At 70.8% G+C, this 6,000-nt stretch carries 6 protein-coding genes; all 6 read left to right on the plus strand.

Annotation, left to right across the window (positions count from 1 at the left end; genetic code table 11):
• The first annotated feature begins 91 nt into the window (after nt 1-91).
• Complete coding sequence (locus AC1DWC_RS20890; protein WP_477911124.1) at nt 92-1,024, plus strand: oxygenase MpaB family protein; 933 nt, start codon at nt 92-94, stop codon at nt 1,022-1,024.
• A gap of 9 nt (nt 1,025-1,033) precedes the next feature.
• A complete protein-coding gene (locus AC1DWC_RS20895) occupies nt 1,034-2,377 on the plus strand; it encodes a cytochrome P450 (RefSeq protein ID WP_477911126.1) in 1,344 nt (447 codons plus the stop codon).
• A 21-nt stretch (nt 2,378-2,398) separates the two neighbouring features.
• Nucleotides 2,399-2,989 carry a TetR/AcrR family transcriptional regulator gene (locus tag AC1DWC_RS20900; RefSeq protein ID WP_477911127.1) on the plus strand — a complete coding sequence of 197 codons (591 nt, stop codon included), beginning with the start codon at nt 2,399-2,401 and terminating at the stop codon, nt 2,987-2,989.
• 28 nt (nt 2,990-3,017) lie between these two features.
• Nucleotides 3,018-4,577, plus strand: coding sequence for a succinic semialdehyde dehydrogenase (locus AC1DWC_RS20905; protein ID WP_477911128.1), 1,560 nt, complete (start codon nt 3,018-3,020; stop codon nt 4,575-4,577).
• Nucleotides 4,574-5,389: an SDR family NAD(P)-dependent oxidoreductase gene (locus tag AC1DWC_RS20910; RefSeq protein WP_477911130.1), complete on the plus strand. Its 816-nt coding sequence runs from the start codon at nt 4,574-4,576 to the stop codon at nt 5,387-5,389. Before AC1DWC_RS20905 ends, AC1DWC_RS20910 begins: the two co-directional genes overlap by 4 nt.
• Nucleotides 5,390-5,452: 63 nt before the next feature.
• Nucleotides 5,453-6,000, plus strand: a 548-nt coding sequence (locus AC1DWC_RS20915) for a hypothetical protein (protein WP_477911132.1), incomplete at its 3' end; no start/stop codon positions are given.

Below are 6,000 nucleotides of genomic sequence, written 5' to 3' on the forward strand. Positions count from 1 at the left end.
GAGAGACAATCTTGTGTCAAAGTCCCACCGCGTCCGGAGGTTCGTCCTTCGGGTCCGGTCCGGGAGCTCCGAGGCAGACAAGGAACCGACGATGCCGCCCGACTACGAATCCGCCATCCGCGAGGCCGTTCCCATGCCCGTCGACGTGGAGGTCACCGCGGACTCGCCGCGCCTCGGTCCCGACACGCTGATCTGGAAGTACTACGGCGACGTCCGCGGACTGCTCGGCTTCCAGCGACTGGCCGGCACCGAGAACTGCATCGAGCAGCTCGGCAAGGCGGTCGAGGACCACTCGGTGATCTTCTCCGACACCCTGGGCCGGGCCCGGCGCAGCGGGCCGCCGATCATGCAGACCGTCTACGCCGAGGACCCGCACCACTGGGGTCGCACGGTCCGTGACTTCCACAAGCCGATCAAGGGCACAGTGGCCGACGGATCGCGCTACCACGCACTCAACCCGGAACTCTTCTACTGGGCGCACGCCACCTTCGTCGACCAGGTCCTCTACGTCACCGACACCTTCATCCGGCGCCTGTCCCACGAGGAGAAGGTCCAGATCTTCGAGGAAGGCAAGACCTGGTATCGCCTCTACGGGGTGAGCGATCGGAGTCAACCGCAGACGTACGAGGAGTTCCTCGAGTACTGGGAACAGATGCTCGACCGGTTCGTCCCGACCCGAACCATCGTGTACGCCACCGGGTACATCAGGAAGGGCGTACCGGGTCCAGGGCGGATCCCGGCACCGGTGTGGCGGGTGCTGTCGGCGCCCCTGAACGCCTTCATCCGCACAGTCGTCGTCGGCACGCTGCCCCCGCAGATGCGTGAGGTCTGCAACCTCGAGTGGGATGCCAAGAAGGAGAAGCGGTTCCAGCGGTTTGCGGCCTTCTCCCGCCGGGCCAACCCGCTCGTCAACCGACTCCCGCTGCGGGCGCTCTACCTGCCCTGGGCCCACGAGGCCTGGAGCCGGATCGGCGTCGACCCCCGGCCCCTGATGAACGCCCCCACCGCGACCCCCGTCCGCTAGGAGTTCCCCGTGCGCACCAAAGTGTTGGCAGCACCACCGGCAGGCAGCGGCCTCCGACCCATCTGCGGCACCGGCGACCCCGGCATGATCGAACTCCTCCGGTTCTTCCGCAACCCGATCGAGCTGGTGGCCCAGCGCCGCGCGGCCTTCGGGGACATCACCTACATCAAGGCGTTCGGCCTCGAATTCGCCATCCCGCTCACCGCCGATGGCACCGAGTCGGTGGCCATGAACCGGCAGAAGGCGCTGGCCGCCGAACCCGCCTGGGGTTTTCTCATCGGACCGTTCTTCCGCCGCGGCATCCTGCTGATGGACTTCGAGGAGCACCGCCACCACCGGCTGATCCTGCAGCAGGCCTTCAACAACAAGCGGCTGCGCGGCTACCTGGACGAGATGCAGCCGATGCTGCGCAATGGCGTCGAGCGACTTCCGACCAGAGAGAAAGTGCTCGTCCTCGACGAGCTCAAGTCGCTCACCCTGGACCTGGCACTGGAGATCTTCCTCGGATTGGATCTGCCGCGGGCCGAGGCCGATCGGATCAACAAGGCCTTCATCGACTGTGTGAACGCCGGAATGTCGATCATCCGCAAGGACATTCCGGGGACCAAGTGGGCAAGAGGCCTGGCCGGACGACGCGTGCTCGAGGAATTCTTCCATCGATACCTGCCCGCCAAGCGAGCCTCCGAGACCCCCGATCTGTTCTCGGTGCTCTGCCACGCACGGTCCGAGGAGGGACACACCTTCACCGACGAGGACGTCGTCAACCACATGATCTTCGTGCTGATGGCCGCGCACGACACCTCGACGATCACCCTCACCACCATGGCCTACTACCTGGCCAAGCATCCCGAATGGCAGGACCGGGCACGCGCCCAGTCCCGTTCGCTGCCCCGCGAGATCACCTACGACAACCTCGGCGAGTTCACCGTGCTCGACGCCGTGATGAAGGAGTCGCTGCGGCTGAACTCCCCGGTGCCCGGGCTCGCTCGACGGGCGTTGGAGGACACCGAGATCAACGGGCACTTCGTCCCGAAGGGCACCTATGTCAGCGCGGTGGTCCTGGTCAACCATCACAACCCGGACCTGTGGACGCACCCCGAACGCTTCGACCCGGACCGGTTCTCCCCCGAGCGCGCCGAGGACAAGTCACATCGCTACGCGTGGATGCCCTTCGGCGGCGGCGTGCACAAGTGCATCGGCCTGTACTTCGCCCAGATGGAGATCAAGACGATCATGCACAACCTGCTGCTCGAGTACGAGTGGTCGGTACCCGCGGACTACACCTGGAAGCTCGACAACTCCACGCTGCCGGTCCCGAAGGACCGCCTGCCGGTGACGCTGCGGGCGATCTGACGATGGATATGCTGGCGCACGATGACAACCCGACCAGGACCTGTTGCAGTGCCCGCCGCGACCGCGGAGCAGGCGATGCTCGACGCCGCCCGCGACGAGTTCGAGCGCTACGGGATCCGTCGCACCAACATGGACGACGTCGCAAAGCGCGCGGGGATCAGTCGCAGCACCCTCTACCGACGGTTCCCGAACAAGGACGCGCTGGTCGAGATGCTGATCCTTCGGGAGGCGGGGCTGTTCTTCGACCAACTCGACGTCGTCGCCCGGGACCTCGACCCGACCCGTGCCGTGGTCGAGTGCTTCGCCCGCGGCATCGAGCTGACGCGGGAGATTCCGCTGCTCGGACGGATCCTCGAGAGCGAGCCGGAGCTGATGGTCGAGGTGGCCACCCGCACGGAGGGGGCGCCGATCGCGGTCACCTCGGTCCGGGTCGCCGCGACGCTGCGGCACAGCGGGGCCGAGATGCCCGAGGAGGACCTGCTCGCGGTCTCGGAGATACTCATCCGCGTCGCGATGTCACTGATGCTGCTCCCCCACGGACAGTTGGACAGCACCGATCCCGCCGCGGTGCGCCGCTACGCCGAGAGGTACCTCGCCCGACTCGTGTGGTGACCACCGGCCGCACCCACGCAGGTGCGCCGTGCTGACCGCGACCGTCCTCGACGCCCTGCTGGACCAGCTGCCCGCATCCACCGAGTTCTCCTGTGCCAACGCACCGTTCACCGGCGAGCCGCTCCCCGCGGTCCCGCAGACCCCCGTCGAGTCTGTTGCCGCCGCGGCGGCCGTCGGCCGGGCGGCGCAGCGGCAGTGGGCGGCCCGGCCGGTCCGGGACCGGCAGGCGGTCGCGGCCCGCTTCGCCCGGCTGCTGGTCGAGCACCACGACCGGCTCTGCGACCTGATGCAGTGGGAGACCGGCAAGGCCCGCATCCACGCGGCGGTGGAGGTGCAGGGTGTCGTCGCCACCGCGCTGCACTACGCCGCGCACAGCGCCGACTACCTCGGCGAACGCCGCACCCGCGGCGCGGTGCCCGGCCTGGTCGCCGCCCGCGTCGGCTACCGACCCAAGGGCCTGGTCGGGGTGATTGCCCCGTGGAACTACCCGCTGTTCCTGGCCGTCGGGGACGTGATCCCGGCGCTGCTGGCCGGCAACGCCGTGCTCAGCAAGGCGGACTCGCAGACCCCGCTGACCCTGCTCTACGCACGGCAACTGGCCGTGCGGGCCGGGGTTCCCGACCCGGTGTGGCAGGTGGTCGCCGGCCCCGGACGGCTGCTCGGGCCCGCACTGGTGGACGCGGTGGACTACCTCAGCTTCACCGGGTCGAGCGCCACCGGCCGGGAGATCGCCCGGCGCTGCGCCGACCGGCTGATCGGGGCCTCACTCGAGCTCGGCGGCAAGAACCCGATGATCGTGTGCGCGGACGCAGACGTCACCGCCGCCGCCCGCGGCGCGGTGCAGGCGGTGTTCTCCAACGCCGGGCAGATGTGCATCGGGATCGAGCGGATCTACGTGCACGAGAAGGTGTTCGAGCGCTTCCTCACCGAACTGACCGACCGCACCGCCCGGCTGCGGGTCGGCACCGGGTACGGCTACGACGTGGACATGGGCTCGCTCACCTCGCTGCGTCAGCTCTCGGCCACCGAGAAGCACGTCGCGGACGCGGTGTCCAAGGGCGCGACCGTGCTCACCGGCGGCCGGGCCCGGCCCGACCTGGGTCCGCTCTTCCACGAGCCGACCGTGCTCACCGGCGTCACCGCGGAGATGGCGGTGTACGCCGAGGAGACCTTCGGCCCCGTGGTCTCCGTGCACCGGGTGGCGTCCGATGCGGAGGCGGTCCGGCTGGCCAACGACGGCGAGTACGGCCTCAGTGCCAGCGTCTGGACCCGGGACCTGCGGCGCGGCCGCCGGATCGCGGCCGAGGTGGTCGCCGGTTCGGTGAACGTCAACGACGGGTACCTGTCCGCGATCGCCTCGCTGGGCGCCCCGATGGGTGGCATGCGCACCAGCGGGTCCGGCCGTCGGCACGGCCGCGAGGGCATCGTCCGCTACACCGAACCGCAGACCGTCACCACCCAGCGCGTCGCCACCGCCTACCCGGACCGGTTCCGCGCGCCGCTGCTGCGGGCGATGAACGCCGGCACCCGCGCGCTGGTCGCAGTGCGGCATCGAAGGATCCACGACCCGAAGGAGATCCACACATGAGCAGAACCGACCTCGCCGGCCGGGTCGTCGTGGTCACCGGCGGGGCGCGGGGCATCGGCCGGGCCACCGCGCAGGCGCTGCGCGAGGCCGGCGCCCGGGTCGCCATCGGCGACGTCGACGAGGACGCGGTACGGCGCACCGCCGAGGCCGACGGCCTGCACGGCGCCGTCCTCGACGTCACCGACCGCGCGTCGGTGCAGGCCTTCCTCTCCGGCGTGCAGTCGACGCTCGGGCAGCCGTGGGGCTGGGTGAACAACGCCGGGGTGATGCCGCTCGGCGCGCTGCTCGACCAGGACGACGAGATCGTCGACACGACCGTCGACGTCAACCTGCGCGGGGTCCTGCACGGCACCCGCGCCGCCGGGCGGGCGATGGCCGCCGCCGGCGGCGGCCGGATCGTCAACGTCGCCTCGGTGGCGGGCTGCATCCCGGTGCCGGGCATGGCCGTCTACAACGCCACCAAGGCCGCGGTGCTGTGCTTCGGTGACGCGGCCGACGCCGAACTGGCACCGCTCGGGGTACGGGTGAGCACGGTGCTGCCGTCGTTCACCGACACCGGCCTGCTGATCGGCACCCACCCCGGCCGGCTGATCGCGCCGATTCCGCCGGAACGGGTGGCCGACGCCGTGGTGGGGGTGCTGCGCACCGGACGTCGCCGTGCCGTGGTGCCGGGCCGGCTGTCCGGTGTGCTGGTGTGGCCGCTGCTGCCGCGTCCGCTCGCCCGCCGGATGCGGAAGGTCACCGGGCTCGAGCGGGTGTTCCTGGACGTCGACGCCGACCGCGCCGAATACGACGCCCGCCTCCGCCGCTGACCCGCCGGCCGACTGTGGGACGATCCAGGCCTTCACCACACCGACCCGAGGGGCCTCGTCCACATGTTCACCGCCGTCCTGCTGCTCGCCCTGTCCGCGGTGGGGTTCGTCGGCTACCGGCGGTTGCGAGCCGACGCCGCGCTGCGCGCCGACGTCTGGGCCCGGGTCCGGACCTACGCGCTGGCGATCGGGCTGGCGGTGCTCGCCGTCGCAGCCGTGCGCAAGGGTCCGACCGGGGAGACCGCCCTGGTCCTCGCCGTCGCGGCGGCGGCCGTACTGCCGCTGGCAAAGCGGGCCACCGCGCAGGACCGGGCGGCGGTCCGCGAGTCCCAGCGCCGCGCACGACTGGGCCTCGAGCCGCGGCGGGCGCTGGTCAATGTCGCTGCGCTGCAGGCCCGTTGGGTGGCCGCGGGCGCGCTCGCCTACTACTGCACCGGGGGCTTCCGCGGCGTCGTCGAGCTCACTGCCGCGATCTCACACCACGTCCCGGGCGCCGGCTGGGCGCTGCCCGCGGCGGCCGGSGCGACCGCGGTCGCCGGGGTCACCCACGTGATCGTGCAGCGGCGCCGGGTGGCGGCGGAGGACGACCGCCTGGACGCACTGGACCGGGC

The sequence above is a fragment of the Rhodococcus sp. P4_C10 genome (assembly GCF_056402135.1).

Excerpts from the sequence above, each read along its gene's own strand:
- AC1DWC_RS20900 (WP_477911127.1), top strand. The coding sequence starts at position 2,399 with ATGACAACCCGACCAGGACCTGTTGCAGTGCCCGCCGCGACCGCGGAG.
- AC1DWC_RS20910 (WP_477911130.1), top strand. The coding sequence starts at position 4,574 with ATGAGCAGAACCGACCTCGCCGGCCGGGTCGTCGTGGTCACCGGCGGG.
- AC1DWC_RS20890 (WP_477911124.1), top strand. The coding sequence starts at position 92 with ATGCCGCCCGACTACGAATCCGCCATCCGCGAGGCCGTTCCCATGCCC.